The organism is Pseudomonas sp. ADPe (assembly GCF_014843515.1).
GTDB lineage: Bacteria > Pseudomonadota > Gammaproteobacteria > Pseudomonadales > Pseudomonadaceae > Pseudomonas > Pseudomonas citronellolis.
The window spans coordinates 6,329,905-6,353,696 of record NZ_CP062122.1 but is presented as its reverse complement, the minus strand read 5'-3'; the positions used below and the strand labels follow the sequence as shown (position 1 = coordinate 6,353,696).

The 23,792-nt window shown below is 70.2% G+C and carries 22 protein-coding genes; 14 read left to right on the top strand and 8 right to left on the bottom strand.

Annotated elements, in window-relative coordinates; translation table 11 throughout:
• The first annotated feature begins 61 nt into the window (after window positions 1-61).
• From IG194_RS28760 to iadA, 6 genes are all read left to right on the top strand, one after another.
• Entirely contained in the window at window positions 62-877 is an 816-nt protein-coding gene (locus IG194_RS28760) for a helix-turn-helix domain-containing protein (protein WP_058489521.1), read from the top strand.
• Between the two features lie 188 nt (window positions 878-1,065).
• Window positions 1,066-1,941, top strand: coding sequence for a MurR/RpiR family transcriptional regulator (locus tag IG194_RS28755; protein WP_082996283.1), 876 nt, complete (start codon window positions 1,066-1,068; stop codon window positions 1,939-1,941).
• A gap of 76 nt (window positions 1,942-2,017) precedes the next feature.
• Window positions 2,018-2,281: a hypothetical protein gene (locus IG194_RS28750; RefSeq protein WP_058072169.1), complete on the top strand. Its 264-nt coding sequence runs from the start codon at window positions 2,018-2,020 to the stop codon at window positions 2,279-2,281.
• Window positions 2,274-3,800: a sodium:solute symporter family protein gene (locus IG194_RS28745; protein WP_058489519.1), complete on the top strand. Its 1,527-nt coding sequence runs from the start codon at window positions 2,274-2,276 to the stop codon at window positions 3,798-3,800. Before IG194_RS28750 ends, IG194_RS28745 begins: the two co-directional genes overlap by 8 nt.
• On the top strand, window positions 3,782-4,486 hold the full coding sequence (locus tag IG194_RS28740; protein ID WP_058489518.1) for a creatininase family protein: 705 nt from the start codon (window positions 3,782-3,784) through the stop codon (window positions 4,484-4,486). Before IG194_RS28745 ends, IG194_RS28740 begins: the two co-directional genes overlap by 19 nt.
• Window positions 4,483-5,688, top strand: a complete 1,206-nt coding sequence (gene iadA / locus IG194_RS28735; RefSeq protein WP_058489517.1) for a beta-aspartyl-peptidase — start codon at window positions 4,483-4,485, stop codon at window positions 5,686-5,688. The genes IG194_RS28740 and iadA overlap by 4 nt, the downstream gene beginning before the upstream one ends.
• Before the next feature lie 395 nt (window positions 5,689-6,083).
• On the opposite strand, the gene IG194_RS28730 is transcribed toward iadA, so the two are convergent.
• From IG194_RS28730 to otsB, 3 genes are read right to left on the bottom strand one after another with little or no spacing between them, the layout of a single operon-like run.
• Complete coding sequence (locus tag IG194_RS28730) at window positions 6,084-7,496, bottom strand: alpha,alpha-trehalose-phosphate synthase (UDP-forming) (RefSeq protein ID WP_058489516.1); 1,413 nt, start codon at window positions 7,494-7,496, stop codon at window positions 6,084-6,086.
• Complete coding sequence (locus IG194_RS28725; RefSeq protein ID WP_043272632.1) at window positions 7,481-9,274, bottom strand: glycoside hydrolase family 15 protein; 1,794 nt, start codon at window positions 9,272-9,274, stop codon at window positions 7,481-7,483. The genes IG194_RS28730 and IG194_RS28725 overlap by 16 nt, the downstream gene beginning before the upstream one ends.
• Window positions 9,271-10,092, bottom strand: coding sequence for a trehalose-phosphatase (gene otsB / locus IG194_RS28720; protein WP_058489515.1), 822 nt, complete (start codon window positions 10,090-10,092; stop codon window positions 9,271-9,273). Before otsB ends, IG194_RS28725 begins: the two co-directional genes overlap by 4 nt.
• Before the next feature lie 331 nt (window positions 10,093-10,423).
• Between otsB and IG194_RS28715 the strand changes: the two genes are divergently transcribed.
• Window positions 10,424-10,588, top strand: a complete 165-nt coding sequence (locus tag IG194_RS28715) for a hypothetical protein (protein WP_160329412.1) — start codon at window positions 10,424-10,426, stop codon at window positions 10,586-10,588.
• Here IG194_RS28715 and IG194_RS28710 read toward each other — a convergent pair.
• Window positions 10,585-12,111, bottom strand: coding sequence for a DHA2 family efflux MFS transporter permease subunit (locus IG194_RS28710; protein WP_058489514.1), 1,527 nt, complete (start codon window positions 12,109-12,111; stop codon window positions 10,585-10,587). The genes IG194_RS28715 and IG194_RS28710 overlap by 4 nt on opposite strands.
• A 186-nt stretch (window positions 12,112-12,297) precedes the next feature.
• Between IG194_RS28710 and IG194_RS28705 the strand changes: the two genes are divergently transcribed.
• The 4 genes from IG194_RS28705 to IG194_RS28690 all read left to right on the top strand — a co-directional run bounded on the left by IG194_RS28705 (window position 12,298) and on the right by IG194_RS28690 (window position 17,450).
• Window positions 12,298-12,765, top strand: coding sequence for a MarR family winged helix-turn-helix transcriptional regulator (locus IG194_RS28705; RefSeq protein WP_058072162.1), 468 nt, complete (start codon window positions 12,298-12,300; stop codon window positions 12,763-12,765).
• Between the two features lie 476 nt (window positions 12,766-13,241).
• Window positions 13,242-13,646, top strand: a complete 405-nt coding sequence (locus IG194_RS28700) for a DUF2946 domain-containing protein (RefSeq protein WP_141679762.1) — start codon at window positions 13,242-13,244, stop codon at window positions 13,644-13,646.
• Between the two features lie 97 nt (window positions 13,647-13,743).
• A complete protein-coding gene (locus IG194_RS28695) occupies window positions 13,744-16,056 on the top strand; it encodes a TonB-dependent receptor (RefSeq protein ID WP_058489513.1) in 2,313 nt (770 codons plus the stop codon).
• Window positions 16,057-16,064: 8 nt separating this feature from the next.
• The gene (locus IG194_RS28690) at window positions 16,065-17,450 is read left to right on the top strand and encodes a PepSY-associated TM helix domain-containing protein (RefSeq protein ID WP_058489512.1); all 1,386 of its coding nucleotides are present in this window, start codon (window positions 16,065-16,067) and stop codon (window positions 17,448-17,450) included.
• Here the strand turns inward: IG194_RS28690 and IG194_RS28685 are convergent.
• Window positions 17,426-18,547: an ATP-NAD kinase family protein gene (locus IG194_RS28685; RefSeq protein ID WP_058489511.1), complete on the bottom strand. Its 1,122-nt coding sequence runs from the start codon at window positions 18,545-18,547 to the stop codon at window positions 17,426-17,428. The two genes, IG194_RS28690 and IG194_RS28685, sit on opposite strands and share 25 nt — an antisense overlap.
• Window positions 18,548-18,734: 187 nt before the next feature.
• On the opposite strand from IG194_RS28685, the gene IG194_RS28680 reads away from it, so the two are divergent.
• A complete protein-coding gene (locus IG194_RS28680; protein WP_009620307.1) occupies window positions 18,735-18,917 on the top strand; it encodes a PA1571 family protein in 183 nt (60 codons plus the stop codon).
• Between the two features lie 39 nt (window positions 18,918-18,956).
• Here the strand turns inward: IG194_RS28680 and pdxB are convergent, their stop codons facing one another.
• On the bottom strand, window positions 18,957-20,105 hold the full coding sequence (gene pdxB / locus IG194_RS28675; RefSeq protein WP_058489510.1) for a 4-phosphoerythronate dehydrogenase PdxB: 1,149 nt from the start codon (window positions 20,103-20,105) through the stop codon (window positions 18,957-18,959).
• A 159-nt stretch (window positions 20,106-20,264) separates the two neighbouring features.
• Between pdxB and IG194_RS28670 the strand changes: the two genes are divergently transcribed.
• Both IG194_RS28670 and IG194_RS28665 read left to right on the top strand, forming a co-directional pair.
• Window positions 20,265-21,665, top strand: coding sequence for an MATE family efflux transporter (locus tag IG194_RS28670; RefSeq protein WP_058489509.1), 1,401 nt, complete (start codon window positions 20,265-20,267; stop codon window positions 21,663-21,665).
• A 76-nt stretch (window positions 21,666-21,741) separates the two neighbouring features.
• Window positions 21,742-22,137, top strand: a complete 396-nt coding sequence (locus tag IG194_RS28665; protein WP_058489508.1) for an OsmC family protein — start codon at window positions 21,742-21,744, stop codon at window positions 22,135-22,137.
• A gap of 27 nt (window positions 22,138-22,164) precedes the next feature.
• On the opposite strand, the gene IG194_RS28660 is transcribed toward IG194_RS28665, so the two are convergent.
• Together IG194_RS28660 and IG194_RS28655 are read right to left on the bottom strand one after the other, a co-directional pair.
• Entirely contained in the window at window positions 22,165-22,725 is a 561-nt protein-coding gene (locus IG194_RS28660; RefSeq protein ID WP_058489507.1) for a cytochrome b, read from the bottom strand.
• The gene (locus IG194_RS28655; protein WP_058489506.1) at window positions 22,722-23,789 is read right to left on the bottom strand and encodes a catalase family peroxidase; all 1,068 of its coding nucleotides are present in this window, start codon (window positions 23,787-23,789) and stop codon (window positions 22,722-22,724) included. Before IG194_RS28655 ends, IG194_RS28660 begins: the two co-directional genes overlap by 4 nt.
• Window positions 23,790-23,792: the final 3 nt, after the last annotated feature.

Genomic DNA, 23,792 nt, shown 5'->3' with positions numbered 1-23,792 from the left:
TACGCTCTGGCGCGAGTTGATGCTAGGCTTGCGCCACTCGCATCACACCGGAATACCGTCGATGTCCGATCACCTGGGCGAAAACCTCAAGCTCGCCTGCAGCCATTACCGCTCCATCTCCGAGGTCTGCCGCCAGCTGCAGATCAACCGCGCGCAGTTCAACAAGTACCTCAGCGGGCAGAGCCGCCCCGCCCCGTTCAACCTCAAGCGCATCGGCGATTTCTTCGGCGTCGAGGACTACGAACTGGGCCTGCCGCCGGAGCAGTTCGCCCGCCTGATCGGCGCCCGCGCAAGCCAGGCCGGCACGCAGGCGAACGACCCGCTGCTGCGCCTGCTAGAACCGCTGCGCGAGCAGGCCGGCAACCTGTCGCGCTACTGCGGCTACTACTTCGAATACTCCAACTGCATGTCGGTGCCCGGCTCCATCCTGCTGTCGCTGGTGCACCTGTGGGAGGAGGACGGCAACTTCCTGTTCGAGCGCCAGGAGCGTCAGGAACGCTCCAGCAGCACCGACGTGCAGGCCGAGGACTGGGTGCGCTGCCGCTACCTGGGCGCGGCCTTCCAGTTGCAGGACCGGCTGTTCCTGATCGACTACGAGTCGCTCACCGTCAACGAGATGAGCCAGACCATCCTCATCCCCAGCTTCAAGAGCCGCATCACCCGCCTCAACGGCCTGAAGACCGGCGTCTCCAGCGGCGACCGGCGCACCCCGGCGTGCACCCGGGTGGTCTGGGAATACCTGGGCGCGGAGATCAACCGGATCAACGCCTACCGCCAGGTGAAGCTGTACCGCCCGGACGACCCGCGCATCGACGACGACGTGCGCGAGCGCCTGAGCGTGGGGCCGATCCGCAACGGCCTGTTCGAGATCGAATGACCGCCGCGATCAGGCTCCGGGCGCGGGCCTGATCCAGTCGCACAAGTTCTTCGGAATATTCCCTCCCAACTATTCAGCGAGGCCGATAAGTGCCTGCCTGTAAATTAATTTTCAGGCAACACGAAAAGTAAAAACCGATTTCCAGACAGCAGCGCTTTCCAGGCACAAGCGCAGCGGGGCCCGCCGCCATGCCCGATGAACCTTCCCATTTGCTGCTCGGCGCCATCGCCCGCGCCCGCCCGGGTTATTCCCCGGCCTTCCGCAAGCTGGCCGACTTCGTGCTGAACAACGCGCTGGCGGTCTCCACCATGAACATCGACGAGCTGGCCAGGGCCGCCGGCGTCTCGGTCGCCACCATCAACCGCTTCGCCCACCGTTGCGGCTGCAACGGCTACCCGCCCTTCCGCGCCACGCTGCGCAAGCTCTACGAAAGCGCCTACGCCCCGGTGGAGAAGCTGCGCCTGGGCCTTGCGCGGGACATCGGCGCCGCCGGCGTCGTGCGCGAATCCCTCGACAGCGCCGCCGGCAACATCCGCCGCAGCCACGAGCTGCTGCGGGACGAGCAGGTGCGCCGCGCCGTCGAACTGCTCGCCAACGCCAGCCAGGTGTACGTCGCCGGCCTCGGCGTCAGCGCCATCCACGCGGCCTTCGCCGCCAACTGCCTGGAGCCGTTCCGCGCCGGGGTCAAGGACCTCGCCGCCATGGGCGGCGTCGAGTCGGCCCTGCGGCGGATCAACGTGCTGCGCGCAGGCGACCTGGTGATCGGCATCGCCCTGCCCCGCTATTCGCGCGGTATCGTCGAACTGCTCGGCCTGGCCCGCCAGCGCGGCTGCAAGGTGCTGGCCCTCACCGACGGCCCGGCCTCGCCCATCGCAGCGCTGGCCGACACCGCGCTCTACGCGGTTGCGGAGCACCCGCTGCTGTACGCCTCCAACGCCGGCATGGTCGCGCTCATCGAGGCCCTGGGCGCGGCATTGGCGCAGCACACCGGGGATTCGCTCGAAGCCATCAGCGCCCAGACCGAACGGCTGCTGCCCTACCTCTACCTGGACGAGCCTCCGTAGCCCGCCCTAACACGCACATGCGGGCCCCGCGTTCGCCGGGGCCCCTCACCACACTTCGCATTCAGGAGCAGTAACGATGGGCGTCTGGGAAAACCGATTCGAGCGGGGCTGGTTCCTCGTCTTCATGTTTATGTACGGGCTGATCATGCTGCCGCTGCCCTGGTACTACAGCGAAACCTACGTGGCCGGCCCCTGGGGCGTGCCGCTGTTTCTCTTCGGCTGGATCGTCCACGGCGGCGTGGTCATCGCACTCACCGCGCTGTTCGCCGTGCAATGCCTGAAGCGCCCGGAATACCGCGGCTTCCAGGCGGAACAGGAAGGAGCCGACGCGCATGTCTGACATCGATCATCTGCTGACGCCCACGCCCGGCCCCTTCCTGCTGACCATGGGCGTCTACTTCCTGGTCATCGCCGCCATCGGCTACGTCGCCGCGCGCCAGACGCGCAACATGAAGGAATTCCTGGTGATGGGCGGCAAGGCCGGCGCCATCGTCTCGGGCATCGCCTATTTCGCCACCCAGTACAGCATGAGCACCTTCATGGGCGTGCCGGCCATCGCCTACGGCAACGGTTTCGCCGGGATGAGCATCACCATCCCCGGGGTGGCCTTCTCCATGCTGATCCCCGCGCTGCTGGTCGGCCGCCGGTTGATGGAGCTGGGCCGGCGCAACCACTACCTGACCATGAGCGACTACCTGGCCGACCGCTACCAGTCCTCGCCGATGCGCGCCATCCACGCCATCGCCATGGTGGTGTTCCTGGTCGCCATGACCGGCGCGCAACTGGTGGGCGCCGGCATCATCGTCAAGACCTTCACCGGCTACCCGGAGTGGGTCGGCGTGGTGGTGACCGGCGGCATCGTGATCCTCTACTGCATGTACGGCGGCATGCGCGGCGCCATGCTCACCGACGTGCTGCAGGGCAGCCTGATGGTGCTCACCGCGGTGGTCACCTTCGTCATTTCCGTCCGCGCCGGCGGCGGCCTGGAAGCCATCACCGCGCAGCTCGCGACGGACAGCCCCGGCCACCTCGCCCACCCCGGCAGCAAGGGCGAATACGGCTGGAGCGTCTACGTCACCATGATCCTGATGTGGAGCTTCTTCACCATCGGCCAGCCGACGCTGTTCACCAAGTTCTACGCCATGAAGAGCCACGCCGTGCTGTTCAAGAGCGTGCTGCTGGGCACCCTGGGCATGCTGGTCTCGGCCACCCTGATCGAATGGGCCGGGGTCAACGCCTTCGTCTCGCTGCCGGGCCTCGTCGGCCGCGACGCCGACTTCGTGGTGCCGATGCTGCTGCAGCGCTCGCTGGACCCGATCCTGGCCTCGGTCATGATCGCCGGCATCGTCTCGGCGGGCATGTCGACGGTGTCGGCGCTGATGGTGGTGGCCACCGGCGGCATCAGCCGCGATCTCTACCAGAAGCTGATCAACCCCGCGGCCAGCGACGCCAGGGTGCTCCGGCTGTCGCACTGGGTCACGCTGCTGATCGGCCTGGCCGGCATCGCCATCGGCGTGCTCAAGCCCGCCAGCATCTTCGAGATCGTGCGCTTCGCCTTCGGCGGCCTGGGCATCTGGGTCATCGCCGTGATCCTCGGCATGTACTGGAAGCGCGCCACCGCCGCCGGCGCGCTGGCCGGCGTGCTACTGGGCGAGCTGTGCTTCGTCGTGCTGAAGGCCGGCTGGCTGGACGGCTGGCTGAGCTTGCGGACCGACCCGCTGCTGCCGGCCTGGCTGCTCGGCATGGCCGTCGCCGTGGTCGTCAGCCTGGCCACCCCGGCCGTCGAACGCGAGGTGCTGGAACGGCACTTCACCACCGCCCGCAACGACAGGAGCAAGCCATGTTCATCGGCGACATGAACTGGATGCAGGTGGAGCGCCAAGTGCAGCGGGACGACCGCGTCCTGCTGCCCCTGGGCAGCACCGAGCAGCACGCCTACCTCAGCCTGATGACCGACGTGATCCTCGCCCAGCGGGTGGCCATCGAGGCCGCCGAGCCCCTGGGGCTGCCGGTGTTCCCGGCCCTGCCCTACGGCATGACGCCCTACTTCGGCGACTTCCCCGGCACCGTCTCGCTGCGCCCGGCGACCTACTTCGCGCTGCTGGTCGACGTGCTGGACAGCCTCTACCAGCAGGGTTTCCGCCGCATCCTGCTGGTCAACGGCCACGGCGGCAACTGCCCGGTGCAGGCGGAAATCCAGCAGTGGCTGTGCCGGCACCCGCAGGCGCGGGTCAAGCTGCACAACTGGTGGAGCACGCCGCGCACCCTGGCGAAGGTCCGCGAGATAGACGCGCTGGCCTCCCATGCCTCGTGGATGGAGAACTTCCCCTGGACGCGCATCCCCGGCCAGACCCCGCCCGAGGAACGCAAGCCGATGGTCGACCTGGCCCGCCTGCGCCAACTGGGCGCCCAGGCCGTGCGCGCCTACATCGGCGACGGCAACTACGGCGGCGCCTACCACAAGGATGACGCGCTGATGCAAGAGCTGTGGCAGGTCGGCGTCGAGGAAACCCGCGAACAACTGGAAGGCGGCTGGGCCGAATGACGATGACCAACGCGGCCCCTGCGCCGCCGGCGTTCCTGCTGCTGCGCGGCGGCGAACTCTACGCCCCCGAGAAGCTCGGCCGGCGCGACCTGCTGATCGGCGGCGAACGCATCCTGGCGATCGCCGAGCACCTGGAAGCGCCCAACCTGCCGGGCTGCCAGGAAATCGATGCGCGGGGCCTGACGCTCTGCCCCGGCCTCATCGACCAGCACCTGCACCTGATCGGCGGCGGCGGCGAAGCCGGGCCCCACAGCCGCACGCCGGAGGTGCGCCTGTCCAGCCTGCTGGAGGGCGGCATCACCACCGTGGTCGGCCTGCTCGGCACCGACGCCATCACCCGCCACCCCGAATCGCTGCTGGCCAAGGCCCGCGCGCTGAACAGCGAGGGCATCACTGCCTTCATGCTGACGGGCGCCTATGGCGTCCCGACGCCCACCATCACCGGCAGCATCCAGCGCGACATCGCCTTCATCGATCCCATTATCGGGGTGAAGACGGCCATCTCCGACCATCGCTCGTCCGCGCCGGGCATCGGCGAACTGGCGCGCATCGCCGCCGAAGCCCGGCTCGGCGGCCTGCTGGGCGGCAAGGCGGGCATCAGCGTGTTCCACCTGGGCAACGGCCGCCGGGCGCTGGAGCCGCTGTACGGCATCCTCGAACACAGCGACATCCCCATCGGCCAACTGCTGCCGACCCACGTCAACCGCACGGCTGCGCTCTACGAGGCGGCGATCCGCTTCGCCCTGGACGGCGGCAACATCGACCTCACCAGCGGCATCAACCCCGAACTGGGCGCCAAGCAGGCGCTGAAGTCCAGCCGCGCGGTGATCCAGGCGCTGAGCGCGGGCGTCGCGCTGCAGCGGCTGACCATCAGCTCGGACGCCAACGGCAGCCAGCCGGTGTTCGATAGCGACGGCCGGCTGACGGGGCTGGCCCTGGCGGGGTGCAAGAGCCTGATGAATGAGCTGCGTGATCTGGTTTTGCGCGAGCAACTGCCGCTGGAGCAGGCGCTGCGGCCGTTCACCAGCAACGTGGCCGACCTGCTGCGCCTCCAGGGGCGCAAGGGGCGCCTGGCTGTGGGGTTGGAGGCGGACATCCTGTTGCTGGATGAGCGGTTGGAGTTGGTGCAGGCCTTTGCGCGGGGGCGGCAGGTGGTGCTTGGTGGCAGGGCTTGTCTGTGGGGGACGTTTGAGGGGGAGTGAGTTTTTGGTGTCGGCCGGGAATGACGGTGTTTGGGCTTGGTCCCGTCCCCTCTCCCTAACCCTCGGCTGCGCGCCCCGCCCTGAAGGGAGAGGGGACCGTTCGGCGTGCGCTGATGTTTCCGCGTTAGCCGGCTTGCACCTTGTGGCCGGCTGACACCAAATCCTTTCTCGGCACGGACTAGCCCCCTCTCCCTTCAGGGAGAGGGCTGGGGAGAGGGCGCTCTTGAACCCTATGCCACCACAGCACGGCTTTTCGTAGGATGGTGTTGAGCGAAGCGATACCCATCAGCGCAACCGCATGGGTTTCGCAAGCTCAACCCATCCTACGAAGAGCACCTCGGCGCAAGACAGTTGCTCCTACGAAGAGCATCTCGGTGCAACCTGCACCATCCCCCTCAGCGGTTGGCCCCGCGGCTGGACAGCCAGTTCAGCGGCACGCCCGGGCGCGTCAGGGCCTCGATGAAGCCGTGGCCCCAGTAGCGGATGTGGTTGGCCTCCAGCACCGAGTACATCTCCTGGTGGCGCGCCTGGCGTTCTTCCAGCGGCATCTCCAGGGCGCGCTCGATGGTGTCGGCCAGGGCGTCGCGGTCGTGGGGGTTGACGATGAGCGCGGCACCCAGCTCGGCGGCGGCGCCGGCGAACTGCGAGAGGATCAGCACGCCGGGGTCGGCCGGGTCCTGCGCTGCGACGAATTCCTTGGCCACCAGGTTCATGCCGTCGCGCAGCGGCGTGACCAGGCCGATGCGCGCGCGGCGCATGACCAGGGCGATGTCCTCGCGGCCCAGGTTGCGGCTGACGAAGCGCAGCGGCACCCAGGACACCGCGGCGAAACGGCCGTTGATGTGCCCCACGCGGGCGCTCACCGCGGCGTCGATCTCGGCGTACTCGGGGATCTCCTGGCGGCTGCCGGGGGCGATCTGCAGGCAGGTCACCTTGCCTTGCCGCTCGGGGTATTTCTCCAGGAAGCGCTCGTAGGCGTCCAGGCGGTTGGTGATGCCCTTGGAGTAGTCCAGGCGGTCCACCCCGACCATCAGCGCCCGGCCCACCAGGCTTTCCTCCAGCTTGGCGGCCAGCGGGCCGTGTTCGGCCTCCTCGGCCAGGCGGCGGAAGCCCTCGACGTCCACCCCCACCGGGAACACGCCGACGCGGAAGTGCTGGTGGCCCAGGCTGAAGCGCCGCGAATCGGGGGTGGCCGCGCCCACCACGCGGGTCAGGTAGCGGGCGAAGTTGTCGGCGTCGTTCTCGGTCTGGAAGCCGATCAGGTTGTATTCGGTGAGCGCGCGCACCAGCTCCTCGTGGTGCGGCAGCGCGGTGAGCAGGTCCGGCGGCGGCATGGGGATGTGCAGGAAGAAGCCGATGCGGTTGCGGTGGCCGCGCTCGCGCAGCGCCACGGCCAGGGGGATCAGGTGATAGTCGTGGACCCACAGCACGTCGTCCGGCTGCAGCAGCGGGCTCAGGCGCTCGGCGAAGAACTCGTTGACGCGCAGGTAGCCGCCGAAGTCGGCCTCGGTGAACTCGGCCAGGTCCACCCGGTAGTGCAGGATCGGCCAGAGCACGCGGTTGGCGAAGCCGTTGTAGTACTCCTGGAAGTCCTGCGGCGGCAGGTCGGTGACCATGTAGGTGATGTTGTCGTTCTGCAGGGTGGTCGGCTCGGCCGGCACTTCCGCCACCTGGCCGCTCCAGCCGAACCACAGCCCCTCGCGCTCGCGCAGGGTGGCCGCCACCGCCACCGCCAGGCCGCCCGGCGCGGGCCGGCCCTCGGCATCGGGCATGCCCACCCGGTTGGAAATCACTACAAGCCGCGACATAGGCCCTCCTCCCAGCTCATGGACAGACGCATGGCGGTGTTGATCAAGCCGGCCATGGAGTAGGTCTGCGGAATGTTGCCCCACATCTCGCCAGTGTGCGGATGCAGGTCCTCGGACAGCAGGCCGAAGCTGTTGCGCGCGGCCAGCAGCTCGGCGTACAGCTCGCGGGCCTGGTCGCGGCGGCCGATGGCGGCCAGGGCGTCCAGGTACCAGAACTTGACCACCAGGAAGGCGGTCTCCGGCACCCCGAAGTCGTCGGCGGCGGCATAGCGCAGCAGGTGGCCGTTGACGTTCAGCTCGCGGCCGATGCAGTCGACGGTGGCGACGAAGCGCGGGTCGTCGGCCTCGATCAGCCCCAGCTCGTGCATCAGCAGCACGCTGGCGTCGAGGTCGTCGACGCCGAAGCTGCCGGTGAAGGACTGCCGCCGCTCGCTCCAGGCCTCGCGCAGGATGCCCTCGCGGATGCGCGTGGCCTCCTTGCGCCAGCGCGCCGCCGACTCGCCGTGGCCCAGGCGCGCGGCGATGCGCGCCACGCGGTCGCAGGCGGCCCAGCAGAGCATCGCCGAATGGGTGTGCACGCGCTGCCGGCCGCGGTATTCCCAGATGCCCGCGTCGGGCACGAAGGCGTTGCGCGCAGCGCGCTCGGCCAGGCTTTCCAGCAGGCGCAGCATGCCTTCGTCGCCGGGGTGCGGCAGGCGCTGGTCGACGAAGCTCTGCAGCACCGCCAGCACCACCGAGCCGAACACGTCGTGCTGCACCTGCTCCACCGCCTGGTTGCCGACGCGCACCGGGGCGTGGCCGAGGAAGCCGGCCAGGTCCGGCTCGATGCGCTCGGTCAGGTCCATGGCCGGGACCACGCCGTACAGCGGGCGCAGCTCGGCGCCCTCCACCGCCACCGTGGTGATGAAGTCAACGTAGCGCTCCATGGTCTTGGTGGCGCCCAGGCGGTTCAGCGCCAGCACCACGAAGTAGGCGTCGCGCAGCCAGCAGTAGCGGTAGTCCCAGTTGCGCTGGGTGCCCGGCGCCTCGGGCACCGAGGTGGTCACCGCGGCGATGATCGCCCCGGTCTCTTCGAAGCTGCACAGCTTCAGGGTGATGGCCGCGCGGATCACCACGTCCTGCCATTCGAAGGGGATGGCCAGCGAGCGCACCCACTCGTACCAGCCGGCGCGTGTGCGTTCGAGGAAGCTGCGCACCACCTGCTCGGGGGACTCGTCCAGCGGCTCGTCGACGCCCATCACCAGGCTCACCGGGTGCTTGAGGGCGAAGGGCGTTTCCTGCATGACGTAGGACAGCGGCGCATCGGTGGTCAGGCGCAGCGCCTGGTCGCCGCCCAGGTAGCGGATGTGGCTGGAGCCGGCCACCGCCTCGCACGGCTTGCCGTAGTGGTGCGTCGGGCGCATGCGCAGGGTCACCCGCGGCAGCCCCTGCACCGGCTCCACCAGCCGGCACAGCTGCGCCGGACGGAAGTAGCGGCCGTACTGCAGGAAGCGCGGGGCGAAGTCGGTGATGCGCACGGCGTTGCCCGCGGCGTCGGTGAGGGTGGTGCGGATGATCGCGGTGTTGGGCTGGTACTCCGAGTGGCTGCTGACCATGCCGTCGAGCAGCACGTCGCAGAAGCCCTTCTCCTCGTCGCCGGCCAGCAGCCGGGAGAAGGCCGGATCGCCGTCGAAGTTCGGGTAGCACCACCACACCAGGCGCGCCTGCCGGTTCACCAGGGCGGCGACGCGGCAGTTGCCGATCAGCCCCAGGTCCAGCGCGCCGTTGTGCTTGCTCATGCCTGTGTTCTCCTCGTGGCCTGAATGAGTGTCTCGCGCACCGCGCGCGGGTGGTCGAAGGCGGCCCGCGCGCCGGGCGCCAGGCGCCCGACCGAAAGGCCCAGGCCGTGCAACTGCGGCATCAGCGCCAGGGCCGGCTCGTCGGTGTGGTCGTCGCCGATGAACAGCGGCCGGCGCCCGGCGAAGGGCGGCTCGCCGAGGAAGCGGCGGATGGCCTGGGCCTTGTCGCTGGCATGGGCCAGCACCTCGAACACCATCTTCCCCGGCAGCAGCCGCAGCCCGGCGCCCTCGGGGCCGCGCAGCAGGCGCTCCAGGGCCGCCGCCAGGGCCGGGCCGGCCTCGGGCACGGCACGGTAATGCAGGGCCAGGCTGCTGCCCTTGTCCTCGGCCAGCACACCGGGGTGGCGCCGGGCCAGGGCCAGCAGTTGGTCGCGCTGCGGCGCGCCAAGATGGGCCGCCGGCAACTGTTGCAGGGGTTGCCCGCCGGCCAGGCGCCACTGCGCGCCGTGGCCACCGCTGGCCGGCAGGCGCAGGGGAGCGAACAGGTCGTCGAGCTGCGCCAGCGGGCGTCCGCTGACCAGCGCCAGGGCACCGTCCAGTTGGCGGTGCAGGCTTTGCAGGGCGGCGCGCAGGTCGTCGGGAACGCGCACCGCATCGGGGGATTCGACGATATCCAGGAGGGTACCGTCGACATCGAGAAAGAGCGCGCAGGGTGCGTCGCGCTCGCTCAACCAGTCATCGAGCAGGGCCCTGGCCGAGGCATCACCGCAAGCAGCAATGGCCGCGTCGGCCAGACCTGAATCGATCGGGCGGGACATGGGCCGATCTCCACGTTTCGGGCCGCCCGCGAAAAGTCGCTGCGGACGGCGAAGCGAATGAGAATCCAAAAGACTAACACGGGAAAATCCATCGGGCGGCCAGCGCGCCGGCTGCATCCTCCCGCCTTGGGACGGACCTTCCAGGGGCCCGGCAAGTTCAGCAAGGTCCATGCCTTGGCGCCCTGCCCGGCTGCCGCCCGCGCCGCCACGACGCCCGCTCTGCCGGGGCTGGCGCCGTTCGTCGCGTACCGCTCATGGGCACGCCGCCGCTTCCCGGCCGCAGTGTGAATGCCCACAAGCGGTGCGCTGGCTAGACTGCGGGAGCCGACCGATGGATGCCCTGATCAACGCCGCCGCTCGCGCCGAACTGGGCTGGCCGGTGGCGCGCCTGGAAGCGGCGCTGGCCACCCTGGAGGCCCACGGCGACCGGTTGAACGCCGCCCAAGTCCGGAGACTGAACGGCCCGCCGTGCCCCGCGCGGGCACGGCGGCCCTAGTGGTCCGCCACCGCCACCCGCGCCTTGCCGCTGAACGGCGGGCGCGTCAGCCAGATCACGCTCATCAGTATCAGGAAGATCCAGCCCAGGGCGTGGAACAGCTCGTTGAAGCTGATCTGGTAGGCCTGCTGGGTGATCATCTGGTTCAGCAGGCTGGCGCCCAGCTGCGGGTCGCCCTGGCCAAGCAGCTCCAGGCTGTTGCGCGTGCCGCTGTCGAACGTGGTGATGCTCTCGCTGAGCTGGGCGTGGTGCAGCACCGCACGGCGGTCCCAGAGGAAGGTGGTGAGCGAGGCCGAGAAGCTGCCGGCGAGGGTCCGCAGGAAGGTCGACAGCCCGGAGCCGGCGGCGATCTCGTGAGCCTCCAGGTCCGACAGCAGGATCACCGTGGTGGGCATGAAGAACAGCGCCACGCCCACGCCCATCAGCGCCTGCATCAGGGCGACGTGGCGGAAGTCGATGTCCAGGGTGAAGTCCGAGCGCAGGAAGCAGGTGGCGCCCATGGCGACGAAGGCCACCGAGGCCACCAGGCGCAGGTCGAAGTTGGCCGCGTAGCGCCCCACCAGCAGGCTCAGCAGCAAGGGCGCGATGCCCAGCGGCGCCGCCGCAAGGCCCGCCCAGGTGGCGGTGTAGCCGAGGTTGCGCTGCAGCCACTGGGGCAGCAGCAGGTTGATGGCGAAGTAGGCCGAGAACGACAGCACCAGCGCCAGGGTGCCGTAGCGGAAGTTGTGGTGGCGGAACAGCCGCAGGTCCACCACCGGCTCGTCCTCGGTCAGCTCCCAGATGAGAAAGGCCGCCAGGCTGATGGCCGCCACCACCGCGCAGGCGATGATGAAGGGCGAGGAAAACCAGTCCTCGTCGTTGCCCTTGTCCAGCAGGATCTGCAACGCGCCGACGCCGACCACCAGGGTCGCCAGGCCGACGTAGTCGATGCGGGTGCGCTGCAGGCGTTCCGGGCGGCCGCGCATCTGCCGGCTGACCACGAACACGGCGAAGGCACCGATGGGCAGGTTGATGAAGAAGATCCACGGCCAGGAATAGTTGTCGGTGATCCAGCCGCCGAGGATCGGCCCGGTGATGGGCGCCACCACCGCCACCATGGACAGCAGCGCCAGGGCGGTGCCGCGCTTGTGCGGCGGGTAGATGCTGATCATCAGGCTCTGGGTGATCGGGTACATGGGCCCGGCCACGGCGCCCTGCAGCGCGCGGAACAGGATGAGCATGCCCATGTCCTGGGACACGCCGCAGAGGAAGGAGGCGACCACGAACAGCAGCGAGCAGCCGATGAACAGCGGCACCTCGCCGAAGCGCCGGGAGAGGAAGCCGGTCAGCGGCAGGGAGATGGCCTGGCTGACGGCGAACGAGGTGATCACCCAGGTGCCCTGGTTGGCGCTCACGCCCAGGTTGCCGGCGATGGTCGGCAGCGCCACGTTGGCGATGGTGGTGTCGAGCACCTGCATGAAGATGGCCAGGGCCAGGCCGAGGGTGGTGAGGGCGAGGCTCGGCGGGCGGAATTCGGTGCTCATGGAAGGCGAACCTGGGGATGGGTCGTGAGGCGCCGGCGCTGCCGCCGGCCTGGGCGAATTCTGGAACCGGCGACGAATTGCTGTCAATGCAATTATTGACTTTGCACAGATAAGCCGAAGCGGGTTTGGTACTCGCCGCCCGGGCCCGTATCATCGGCGCGAAATCCACCCGCAACGGACCGCCCCATGCCCAGCCCGCCCCAGGATCACCTGTTCGCCCTCACCGGCTCGCTGCAACCGGCGCGCCGCGCCTGGCAGCAGGCCGCCAGCCTGGTGCTGGCCGAGAGCGGCCTGTCGCTGGCGGTGGCCACGCCGGTGCTGCTGGTCTCGCGCATGGGCGACGGGGTGCTGCAGAACGTGCTGGCCGACTGCATCGGCGTGCACCCGGCGGCGCTGGTGCGCACCCTCGACCAGGCAGAAGCCGCCGGCCTGCTGGAACGGCGCATGGTGCCGGGCAACCGGCGGTTGCGCGCCATCCATTTGCAGGATGCGGGACGGGAATTGGCCGAGCGCCTGGAGAAGGCCCTCAACGCCTTGCGCGCCGAAGTGCTCGGCAGCATTCCCCGGGAAGACGTCGAGACCGCCACCCGGGTGCTGCGGCTGATGGAGGAAAAGGCCCGCGCCTACGCCCAGCAGAAGCCGGGGGATGCCTAGGCTGCGGGTCCTGGTAACTTCACCTCGCCATTCCTACGAACACAGGAACGTAGGGCGCATAACCGTTCGCGGTTATCCGCCGTTGGCCGTGCCACCGGATAGTTCGGCGGGGCCAGTGAGTCCAATCGCAGACGGAGTCCGCTCCTACATCCTCCGGTAAACACAACGTCCGTAGGATGGGTTGAGCGAAGCGATACCCATCACCATGACCGCATGGGTTTCGCAGGCTCAACCCATCCTACGAAAAGCACCCCCGCGCAGTGGGTAAGACAGTTGCTCCTACGCCCGTGCTTCCCAGGAACCGAGCGGACTCCGTCCGCCCTGCGTTCCTGCGTTCGCGGGCATGACGACGACGCCAGATTCGCCGCCCGCTCCGAACGGCCCCTCATTCTCAGCCCCCCACATTGAAGCCCCCACCCCCGGCATGGCAGCATAGCGCCCCCAGACCCCGGCCCCACCGATCGGGACGTTCCATCTTGCGCCGTCATTCAGCACAGTACCGCCTCGCCTCCTGGCTGGCCGTCATGGCCCTCGGGCTGCTGCTGTTCGCCCCGACCTTCTCGCGCACCCTCGAAGCCGTCGAGCATTCCCCGCCGCCCCAGGGCGCCTGGTGTTCCGCCCATGACATGGGGCAGATGCCCATGGACCACGGGGCCATGCAGCATGCCCCGGCCGGCGACCACGGCGGCATGGTCCACAACAGCCTCGACCCCGCCTGCGGCTACTGCACCCTGCTGCACGACAGCCCGGCGCTGCTCTGGGCCATCGCCATGGCCCCGGCGCTGGGGCCGGTCAATGCCCAGGCGCCACCGCCGGCGCTGCCCCTCCCGCCCTTCCTGCACCTGCTGGACGTCCGTCCGCGCGGCCCGCCCCTGGCCTGATCCCGTTCCACGACACCCCGAACCCGCGCCCCCGGCGTGCGTGCCCCTGCGCGCATGCCCGGCCGCGCTCCCGTCGTCCTGAACAAGGATCATCCGGATGTCCACATCCCTGCGCCGGTGCGTTGCCTACGCACTGAAGCCCCCGGCCGCCCGCACCCTGCTCTGCGGCCTGGCCGGCAGCCTGTTGCTGCCGGCCCACGCCGAAACCGCCGCCGACGGCGACGCCCCCACCCGCCTGGCCGACGTGGTAGTCAGCGCCGAAGGCCAGCAACCGCTGCCCGCGGCCCTGGCCAGCGCCCCCGCCGTGGTCGAGAGCCGCACGGCCGAACAGCTGCGCGAGAGCACCAACCTGGTCACTTCCGCCCAGGCCCTGAAGTACCTGCCCAGCATCGAGGTGCGCGAGCGCTTCATCGGCGACCGCAACGGCATCCTCGCCACCCGCACCACGGGCACCATTTCCAGCGCGCAGTCGCTGGTCTACGCCGACGACCTGCTGCTCTCCAACCTGCTCGGCAACAGCTACGCCTTCCCGCCGCGCTGGGGCCTGGTGACGCCCGCCGAAATCGCCCGCGTCGACGTGCTCTACGGCCCGTTCAGCGCGCTCTACCCGGGCAACTCCCTGGGCGGCGTGGTGACCCTGGAAACGCGCATGCCCACGCGCCCGGAGTTCCACGCCTCGGTCACCGGCTCGCGGCAGGACTTCGACCTCTACGGCAGCCACGACGACTACGCCACCGGCAATATCAGCCTGGCCGCCGGCGACCGCCGCGGGCCGCTGTCGGTGTGGGTGTCCTACGACCACCTGGACAGCCAGGGACAGCCGATGAGCTACGCCACCGCCGGCCTGTCGAGCAAGGCGCCGGTGGCCGGCGCGCCCACGGCCGGCGGCGCCCACGCGGACAGCGACCAGAACGGCAAGCAGCGCCTGGTGTTCGGCGGCTACTCCATCGACCACAGCCTGCAGGACCAGGGCAAGCTCAAGCTGGGCTGGGACCTGAACGACGACATCACCGCGGTCTACACCCTGGGCCTGTGGTCCAACGACTCCCACACCGGCGTCGACAGCTACCTGAAGGACGCCAGCGGGCGCACCCTGTACAACGGCACGGTCAACATCGACGGGCATTCGTACAAGGTCTCCGGCCTCAACCCCAGCCGCACCGACGAGCTGCACCTGCTCAACGGCCTGTCGTTCGCCAGCCACAGCGGCGGCCTCTTCGACTGGCAGGCCTCGGCCAGCGACTACCGCTACCTCGACTCCTCCACCCGCACCGCCTCCAACTACGGCCAGAGCCAGGCCGGCACCCGCCAGGTGCAGGACGGCACCGGCTGGCAGACCGGCGAGCTGCGCGGCATCTGGCGCCCCGACAGCCATGAGGTCAGCTTCGGCTACCACATCGACGACTACCTGCTGAAGCAGCGCACCTACCAGCTGGACGACTGGAAGTCCGCCGGCAACGGCGCCAAGGTCGCGGCCTCCGGCGGCGAGACGCGCACCCAGGCGCTGTACCTGCAGGACGCCTGGCGGTTCGCCCCGCGCTGGACCCTGACCCTGGGCGCCCGCGCCGAACACTGGGAAGCCTTCGACGGCTTCAACCGCGACGTCACCACCACCCCGCAGCAGGTCCACTACGACGACCAGCAGCGCAACGACATCTCGCCCAAGGCGGCGCTGACCTTCGACATCACCGACGCCCTGCAGACGCGCTTCTCCTACGGCCGCGCGGTGCGCTACCCGACCGTGGGCGAGCTGTTCCAGCAGATCAGCAGCGGCACCCAGCTGGTGCAGAACAACCCGAACCTCAAGCCCGAGGACGTGCGTTCCTTCGACTGGACCACCCAGTACGGCTGGGACCGCTACCTGCTGCGCGTCTCGCTGTTCCAGGAAGAACGCCACGACGCGCTGTTCTCGCAGACCGACACCAGCGTCAGCCCCAACGTCACCCGCATCGACAATATCGACCGCGCCCGCCTGCGCGGCATCGAGAGCGCGCTGGATGCGAAGGACGTCGGCCTGCCCGGCCTGGACCTGTCCGCCAGCCTGACCTGGACCCAGGCGCGAATCCTCGAAGACGCCCTGACCCCGGCCGCCGAAGGCAACGACTACCCGCGCATCCCGCGCTGGCGGGCGCGCCTGTCCGCGGTCTACCACCAGGATGCGCGGCTGACCTACGCCCTGGGCTACCGCTACGCCAGCGCCTCCTACGGCACCCTGCTGAACACCGACGACAACCACGACACCTACGGCGGCATCAGCCGCTACAGCGTGTTCGACGTCAAGGCCAGCTACCGCATCGACGAGCACCTCACCGCCTCGGCCGGGATCGACAACCTGGGCAACGAGAAGTACTACGTCAGCCACCCCTACCCGCAGCGCACGGCCTTCCTCGGCCTGAGCTACGACTACTGAGGCCCGCCATGACACCAGCCAACCGCGCCGCGCTGTACCGCCTGATCTGGCGCTGGCACTTCTACGCCGGGCTGTTCTGCATCCCGTTCATCCTCGCCCTGTCGCTCACCGGCTCCATCTACCTGTTCCGCCCGCAGATCGACGCCCTGCTCGACAGCCCCTACAACCAGGTGGACGCGGCCGCCGCGCGGCTGCCGGTCAGCGAACAGGTGCGCGCGGCCCTGGCCGCGGTGCCCGGCGCGCGGCTGAATGCCTACCAGTTGCCGGATGGTCCGCGCGACGCCGCGCAGGTCCTGGTCGGCAACGGCGAGGACCTGCGCCGCGTCTATGTCGATCCGACCGACGCCCAGGTGCTGCACCAGGTCGTCGAGGACCAGCGATTCACTCGCCAGCTGTTCCACCTGCACGGTGAACTGTTGATGGGTAGCACCGGCTCCTATCTGGTGGAACTGGCGGCCTGCTGGACGGTGCTGTTGCTGGTGACCGGCCTGTACCTCTGGTGGCCGCGCGGCACGCGCCTGGGCGGGGTGCTCTACCCGCGCCTGGGCCAGCGCGGCCGGCTGTTCTGGCGCGACCTGCATGGGGTGACCGGGTTCTGGGTGTCGCTGTTCGCCCTGCTGCTGATCCTGAGCGGCCTGCCCTGGGCGACCTTTTGGGGCGGCGCGCTCAAGGAGGTCCGCCAGTGGGCGGCGAAGCAGACGGTGCAGCAGGACTGGACCACCGGCCGCGCCGAGGAGATGGCCCAGCGCCGCGCGCAGAACGCCGCCCCGGCGGACGAGCACGCCAACATGCCGGGCATGCACCACGCCATGCCCGACATGCCGCCACCGACGCCGGACTACACCGCGCTGGACCGAATGCTGCCAACCGTGCAGGCGCTGGACCTGCCCTACCCCGTGCTGCTGGCGCCGCCCTCGGCCATGGCCCCGCAGTGGACCGCGCGTTCGGACGCGGCCAACCGCCCGCAGCGCGTCAACCTAGTGCTGGACCGGCAGACCGGCGCAGTGCTCAAGCGCGTGGACTTCGCCCAGCGGCCGCTGCTCGACCGCGTCATCGGCTATGGCGTGGCGGCCCACGAGGGCCAGCTGTTCGGCGTGGCCAACCAGGCGCTCGGGCTGTTCACCACCCTGGGGCTGATCTGCCTGGCGCTCAGCGCCCTGGTGCTGTGGTGGCGGCGCCGGCCGCAGGGAGTGCTGGGCGCGCCGGCGGCCATGACAGGTGCGCGCTACCCGGCGCTGGCCTTCGTCGTGCTGGTGCTGCTGGGGCTGTACCTGCCGCTGCTGGGCGCCTCGCTGTTGCTGGTCTGGCTGCTGGAGCGCTGCCTGTTCTCGCGCATCGCCCCGCTCGCCCGCTTCCTCGGCCTGGACGGCTACAGCGCCTCGGCCAGCGGGTAGAGCAGTTCTTCCTTGTAGCCGGCCCAGACCCGCAGCGCGTCGGGGAAGCTTGCGTCCAGCTGCGGGTCGCCGCTGTCCACCAGCAGCGGCCGGCCTTCCAGGGTGCCGAGCTTGCGCTTGGTGGCCACCACCCGCAGGCGCTCCAGGCCGATGGCGCGCAGCACCCGCGGGCTGATCTGCTGGTTGCCGCGGCCGATCACGTGGCCCTGGCCGCCGATCACCGTCACCAGCAGCCAGCTGGGGTAGTCGTCCACCAGTTCGAACAGCTGCTGCTCGGTGACGTCGCGGGCGATCACCTCGCCGTTCTCGATCACGTCCACGCCCAGCAGCGTGGTCTCCAGGCCCAGTTCGCGGGCCAGGCCGTGCAGCGTCGAGCCGGGGCCGAAGACGTAGCGCACGCCGTCTTCCCAGGTGTCACGCAGCCAGTCGGCGATGTCGGCCAGCACCAGCTCCTCGGTCTCCACCCCGGCCTGCTTGACGTGCTGCATGAAGCGGCCTTCCTCCGGCACCGTCAGCTCGGCGTACCAGCGCGCCGCCACCCGGCCCTCGCGCAGCGCCGCCTCGTCGAGGTCGCGCACCTCGCCCTGGGCCAGGCGCACCAGGCCTCCTTCCACCAGGCGCCGGGCCAGCTCGCCGGCCGCCCGCGGGCTGACCGCATAGACCCCGGAATGGATCTTCACCCCGGCCGGGATGCCCAACACCGGCTGGCCCTCGCGCGCCACCGCGGCGACGTCGCGGGCGGTGCCGTCGCCGCCGGCGAAGAGGATCAGCGCCACCCCGGCGTCCTGCAGCAGGGTCACGGCGCGGCGGGTGTCCTCGGCGCTGGTGCGCTCGCCTGCCAGTTCGCCGATCACCTCGAAGTGGAAGCCCATCTCGGCCAGCAAGTCGCCGCCCATCGGCCCCGGAAAGGTGAGGAAGCGCAGGCGCTCGCGCAACGGCAGCAGCACCTCCAGCGCCTGCCGGGTGCGCTCGGCCGCGCGCGGCGCGGCCCCCAGCGCCAGGGCCTGCTCAGCGACGCCGTCGCTGCCCTTGAGCGCGGCGGCGCCGCCGATACCGGCCAGCGGATTGACGATCAGGCCCAGGTGAAATCCGTCCATACTCAACCTCAAAGGACTTTCCCACGGATACCAGGTCCGGGAGGGACCGGCTCATAACAAGCATTCACCGCCCCGCCGCCCGGCTCGCGCCCGCGGCCATGGCGGTCGTTTCGCCCGGCGCGCGCTGTCACCGGGACTTCATGTGATTCTGCCTAGACTGCAGCAGCTTTCGATGAGGAGTTTGGCCATGAGCTCGCACCCCACCCATGACAACGCCCCGCGTCGCGAACCCCCGCGTCCCGCCCCGGACCAGCCGGTGGGCGGCTCGATCATCGACGCCCAGGGCCGTGAGATACCCATCACCGAAGACATGATCCAGCGCGCCTGCCGCGAACTGGAAGGCAGCTGCGTGCAGAAGCGCGCGCGCTGACCCCTCCGGCCCGCCGCCCTGGCGGGCCCTTTCCCCTGCCTACTCGCCGACGCGGTTGGCGCCCAGCGCCTGGACCAGGCGTTCCAGCGCCGGCGCCTCACCCTGGATGTCCACCCACAGGCCGGTGATCTCGCGGCGCGGCGGGTAGTGCTTGCGCAGCGCGTCGAAGGCCTCGCGGCGCGCCTCGGCGCTGCCCACCAGGCTACGCCGGAAGGCCGCGTCGTCGCCGCGCGGGTCGTACACCGCGCGGCACAGCAGGCCCAGGGCCCAGTCCGGCGCGCAGTCCTCGCCCAGGCTCAGTTCCATCAGCCATTGCGCCGGCAGCAGGTCGTCCAGCTGCACGCTGGGCTCGATGCCGCGCCAGGCGCAGAAGGCCTCGTAGATCTGCGCCGTGCCGCGCAGCTTGCCGTCCAGGCTGTAGCCGGCGATGTGCGGGGTGGCGATACGGCACAGCTGGGCCAGTTCGGGGTCGGCCTGGGGCTCGCCTTCCCATACGTCCAGCGCCACGTCCAGGTCGGCGCCGCTCTCCAGGCGCTGGCGCAGCGCCAGGTTGTCCACCACCGCGCCGCGGCTGGCGTTGAGCAGCCAGGCGCCGGGGCGCAGGTGGGCCAGGCGCTCGGCGTCGATCAGGTGGCGCGTCATGTGCGCGCCCATGCTGGTCAGCGGCGTGTGCAGGCTGATCACGTCGCATTCGTGGACGATCTCTTCCAGGCTGACGAAGTCGCCGCCCTCGGCGGCCTGCCGCGGCGGGTCGCACACCCGCACGTCCCAGCCCAGGCCGCGCAGCACGTCCACCAGGCGCCCGCCGACCTGGCCGGCGCCGACCACGCCGTAGCGGCGCTTGCCCAGGTCCGCGCCGTGGGCCTCGGCCAGCGCCAGCAGGCTGCCCAGCACCCAGTCCACCACGCCGCGGGCGTTGCAGCCCGGCGCGCTGGACCAGGCGATGCCGGCCTCGGCGAAGTAGCCCAGGTCCAGGTGGTCGGTGCCGATGGTGCAAGTGCCGACGAAGCGCACCGCGCTGCCTTCCAGCAGCTCGCGGTCGACCTGGGTCACCGAGCGCACCAGCAGCACCTCGGCGTCGCCCAGGGTGGCGCGGTCGATGGCGCGCCCGGGGACGCGGCGGATCTCGCCCTGGGCGCCGAAGAAGGCCTCGGCCAGGGGAATGTTCTCGTCGGCAAGGATGCGCATGGGGAAAGCTCCTATTGGGGAAAGCTCCTACGGATGATTCCTGCCACTTTACCAGCGCCACGGCCGGGGGTCGCGGCCCGCGTGCGCGGCGCTTTCCTGACCCTACCGTCAGGCGATAGACTGGCCGGCTTCCCCACGTAAGCTCAGCCAAGGACAGCCGTGACTGCCATTGCCCAGCCCGTCTCGCGCGGACGGCGCATCGCCACCGAACTCAGGGAGCTGCTCACCCTCGCCGCGCCCATCATGATCGCCCAGCTGGCCACCACCGCCATGGGCTTCGTCGACGCCGTCATGGCCGGCCGCGTCGGCCCCCGCGACCTGGCCGCGGTGGCCCTGGGCAACTCCATCTGGATCCCGGTGTTCCTGCTGATGACCGGCACGCTGCTGGCCACCACCGCCAAGGTCGCCCAGCGCTTCGGCGCCGGCGACCAGCCCGGCACCGGCCCGCTGGTGCGCCAGGCGCTGTGGCTGGCGCTGCTGGTGGGGCCGCTGGCGGCGGCCGCGCTGTGGTTCCTTTCCGAGCCCATCCTGCGGGCGATGAAGGTCGAGGAAGCGCTGATCGAACCCAGCCGCTTCTACCTGCGCGGCATCGCCTGCGGCCTGCCGGCGGTGGCCCTGTACCACGTGCTGCGCTGCTTCAGCGACGGCCTGGGGCGCACCCGGCCGAGCATGGTGCTGGGCGTCTGCGGGCTGCTGCTGAACATCCCCCTCAACTACGTGCTGATCTACGGCCACCTGGGCGTCCCGGCCCTGGGCGGCGCCGGCTGCGGCTGGGCCACCGGCACGGTGATGTGGTTCATGCTGCTGGGCATGCTGGTATGGGTGAACAGCGCCCGAGTTTACCGGCCCAGCGCCCTGTTCGCCCACTGGGAGCGGCCGGACCGCAAGGTGATCGGCGGCCTGGTCAGCGTCGGGCTGCCCATCGGCATCGCCATCTTCGCCGAGTCGAGCATCTTCTCGGTGATCGCCCTGCTGATCGGCGAGCTGGGCGAGAAGGTCGTGGCCGGGCACCAGATCGCCCTGAACATCAGCGCCCTGGCCTTCATGATCCCCTACGCCCTGGCCATGGCGGTGACCGTCCGCGTCGGCCAGGCCCTGGGCGCCAGCCGCCCGCGCGACGCGCGCTTCTCCGCCGGCACCGGGATGGCCACGGCGCTGGCCTGGGCAGCCATCTCGGCCAGCGCCATGCTGGTGTTCCGCGAACACATCGCCGCGCTCTACACCCGCGACCCCGAGGTGCTGACGCTGGCCGCCGCGCTGCTGGTGTACTCGGCGCTGTTCCAGTTCTCCGACGGCCTGCAGGTCACCGCCGCCGGCGCCCTGCGCGGCTACCAGGACACCCGCGCGGTCATGCTCATCACCCTGTTCGCCTACTGGGGCATCGGCCTGCCGGTGGGCTACAGCCTCGGCCTCGCCGACTGGCTGCAACAGCCCACCGGCCCGCGCGGGCTGTGGGAGGGACTGATCGTCGGCCTGACCTGCGCGGCGATCCTGCTCGGCATCCGCCTGGCGCGCAGCGCGCGGCGGCATATCAGGTTGCAGCAGATGCGCGGGGCTTGAATCCGAGCCGCCGTGTAAGCCCGTGGCAGAGCGGTTAGACTCCCAGGCCTCCCCTTCCAGGCCAAGGAGCCTTGCCATGAGCGACGCCACCGTCACCGCCAGCCACGCCGGCATTCCCTACCAGGTCAGCCTGTCCGACGGCCTGCACCAGTGGCTGGCCGACGAGCCCGCCGAGCTGGGCGGCGGCAACCAGGGCCCGGGGCCCTTCCAGTTGCTGCTGTCGTCCCTGGGCGCCTGCACCGCCATCACCCTGGCCATGTACGCGCGGCGCAAGCAATGGCCGCTGGACGGCATCCAGGTGCAGCTCAGGCTCAGCCAGGAGAAACCCGGCAACAGCCGCATCGCCCGCGACATCAGCCTGAACGGCGCGCTGGACGACGCCCAGCGCCAGCGTCTGCTGGAGATCGCCAACGCCTGCCCGGTGCACAAGCTGCTCAGCGGCGAAATCCATATCGACAGCCAGTTGCTGTGACGCCGCGCTGAAGCCGGCCGGCTTCCCTCAGGGCTCGTCCGCGCCGCTCGGCAGGCGGCCGCCGGTCATGCTGGGCAGCACATCGTCTTGGCGAATCAGACCGTGGAACAGCGCGGCCGCCAGGTGCAGCAGGATGGTCGCCATCAGCAGGTAGGCCATCACGCTGTGGGCGCTGCGCAGCAGGCTGTGCAGCCACACCGAGGGGTCGACCAGGGCCGGCAGCTCGTGGCCCTCGAACAGCACCACCGGGTAGCCGCCGGCCGACTGCATGGTCCAGCCCACCAGCGGCTGCAGGATCAGCAGCGCGTACAGCAGGTAGTGCGAGGCATGGGCCAGGCGCTGCTGCCACGCCGGCATTTCCCGCGGCAGCGCCGGCACCCGCCGGCTCAGGCGGATGGCCAGGCGCAGCAGCACCAATACCAGCAGCGCCGCGCCCAGGGGCTTGTGGATCGCCACCAGGGTGGCATGGGCGGGCGAAGCGCTGGCGACCATGGCCAGGCCGATCAGCAGCATGGCGATCACCAGCGGCGCCATCAGCCAGTGCAATACGCGCAGCGGCAAGGGGAAGTAGCGGGGTTCGGCTTTCACGGCTGCGGCTCCTTGGCCGGCATGGCGGCCTGCTCGCGGGTACGGCGGTTGAAGGATTCCGAATAGGCCGCCGAGCGCGCGCTCAGCAGCGGGTCGTCCGAGGCGCGGATGCCGTCGGGCAGGATCAGCGGGTCGTAGTTGACGTCCTGGCAGGGCCCGCCCTGCTCGGGCAGCGCGCGCTCGATGACCAGTTCGCCGGCATCGATGCTGCGGCGCTGCGCCGGCCAGGCCTGGGTGGCGTCGGCGGTGGAGTCGCCGGGTTCGCCGAGAGTCAGCATCAACCGCCATTTCAGCGGCCCCTGGGCCAGGCGCTGCTGCAGCTCGGCGGCGAGGAAGTCGGCCTCGCCGCGCTGCTCGGCGCTCATCGGCTGGTAAGGCGCTTCCGGCTGCACCGACCAGCGCACCGGGTGCTCGCGGCCCTGCCCGTCCACCAGGAAGAAGGCGTTGAGGCCGTAGTAGGCGCTGTTGGCGTAGCTGGACGAAGGCGTGGAACTCTTCACCCAGGCGCGGAAGGCGGCGGTTTCCGGGTGCGCCTGGAAGAACGCGGCCAGCTTCGCCGGGTCGGGCTTGCCGCTGCCCGGCTGCGGCCGCGAGGCCTGCTGCAGCGCGTAGAAACCCTGCACGCTGTTCACCACGAACACCGGCATGGCGTTCATCCCGGTGCGCCATTCCCCGCCGTGCCCGGGCAGGAAGCGCAGGGCCAGGCTGCGGATGGGCGCGGCGCCGTCGCTGGCGGCCGGGTTGCCGCCGGGAATGGCCAGGCGCCCCACCACCGGCACGCTGCCCCTGGCGAACACCACGGCGCGGGAGACTTCGCCGCCGGCGCCGTTACTGTCGAAATGGCCGACCACGCAAAGGCCCTTGGCATGGTTGCGGCGGTAGGCCGGGTAGACGCCGCCGTTCTGCTCCAGGCTGTCCACCAGGCGCGCCGGGGTCAGGCGTTGCGGGCCGATCCAGCCGGCGGCATAGGCGAAGGCGGCGGCCAGGCCGCCCACCGCCAGGGCGATGGTCGCCAGGCGCAGGGGCAGGGGCAGGTTCGGCGGCGCCGAGTCGGGTTGGGTCATGGG